This window comes from Paractinoplanes ferrugineus (assembly GCF_016862195.1).
Classification (GTDB): Bacteria; Actinomycetota; Actinomycetes; order Mycobacteriales; family Micromonosporaceae; genus Actinoplanes; species Actinoplanes ferrugineus.
In genome coordinates this window covers 1-1,509 of the sequence record NZ_BOMM01000115.1, presented here as the reverse complement: position 1 = coordinate 1,509, position 1,509 = coordinate 1, and the positions used below count along the sequence as shown (strand labels likewise).

The window sequence follows — 1,509 nt, the reverse complement described above, 5'->3', positions numbered from 1 at the left end:
CAACGCCGCTCAGTTAGGGCGTGTGTCGGTTGGTCAAGCGTCGGTGAGGATGTCGATGTTGATGGTGGCGTGGTAGCTGCGGCGGTCGATGTTGGGGCCTCGGGCCTGGTATTTCGAGTTCGAGCGTTTGATCATGCGGGCTTTGATGCGGATCCGGCGGTCGGGCAGCAGGTGGTTGAGGACGGTGTTGCCGATGACGCCGATCAGGTCGATGGCGGTGTCGGCGATGACTCCGGCGGCGTTGATGAGCTGGTTGCGGGCGGCGTTCAGGGCGGTGCTGAAGCTGGCCCGGTCGGGATCGAGGCCGGGCCGGCTGTCGGTCGCGTCGACCATCGCGGTGCGCAGGATCTGGTAGACGATCAATAGGGCGTGTAGTTCCTGGTCGATGCCGTCGGGGGTGCGGGCGCGCAGGACCCGGCCGCCGAGGATGCTGGATTTCAGTTCCAGGTAGGCGGTCTCGATCTCCCATCTCTGGTGGTAGAGGGTGATCAGTTCACCGGCGGGGTGGGTGGCCGGGTCGAGCAGGGTGGTGATGAGCCGGTAGTCGCTGATCCGGGTGCCGGTGGTGGTCTTGACGGCGATCCGGGCGTCGATCACGCGGACGCGCAGGGTGCCGATCGTGGAGAGCCAGGACCCGTCGCGGTAGCGGGTGATCACGGGTAGGCGACGGCCGTTCTTGCAGCGGATCAGCAGGTCGGCTTTGGTCGCGGCGAGGGTCGCGAGCAGATCGGCGGCGGCGTAGTTGCGGTCGGCGAGAAGTAGCATCCCGGCTTTCAGGTTGTCGGCCAGTCTGCGGGCCTGGTCGAGTTCGCCGACCTTGATCGGGTCGAAGACGGCGTCGATGACCGAGCGGGTGCCGCAGGTCAACAGGACGCTGAGTCGAAGGTTCGGGTAGCCGAGGCCGCCGTGGTTGCCGCCCTGTTTCGGGTAGCGGGCCACCACGGCGGGAGCGTCGGCAACGGTGAGGATGGTTCCGTCGATCGCGGTCAGCAGCAGGCCCCGCCAACGGACTGCTCCAGTGGCGGCGGTCGCTGCGGGCCCGCGGAGCAGGTCGAACAACGCCCGCAGTGGTGCCGGGCCGAGTCGCCGCCGGCCCTGGCGTAACGCGCTGGAGCTTGGCTCGGTCAAGGCCAGCCCGCTCAGACCCGCGGTCAGCTGCTGCCACACCTGCGAGTAGCCGAGTTCTGCGAACAGGCAGCCGGCCAGGATCAGATAGACGACCACGCGGGCGGGCAGCAGTCGTTCGCGTTGCTGAACACGACGGGTCTCGGCCAGGACCTCGTCGACCATGTCGAAGGGGATGAGCGGGGTCAACGCGCCGAGATGACCGGGTGCGAAGACACCCGCCGCGACCGTGACTGTATGGGTTATGGCAATCTGATCGAGCAAGCGGAGTTCCTGATTCTGGGTTGTCTTGGAGTGACAAGCCTTGATACCGGAACTCCGCTTCTTACTTCCCGATCAACACACCCTTGACGAGACTCGCCCACGCCTAACTGAGCGGCGTTG

General features: G+C 66.3%; 1 protein-coding gene. It reads right to left on the bottom strand.

Features of this window, described 5'->3' with window-relative positions; translation table 11 throughout:
• Nucleotides 1-33: 33 nt before the first annotated feature.
• Nucleotides 34-1,389, bottom strand: a complete 1,356-nt coding sequence (locus Afe05nite_RS43475) for an IS4 family transposase (RefSeq protein ID WP_203823219.1) — start codon at nucleotides 1,387-1,389, stop codon at nucleotides 34-36.
• Nucleotides 1,390-1,509: the final 120 nt, after the last annotated feature.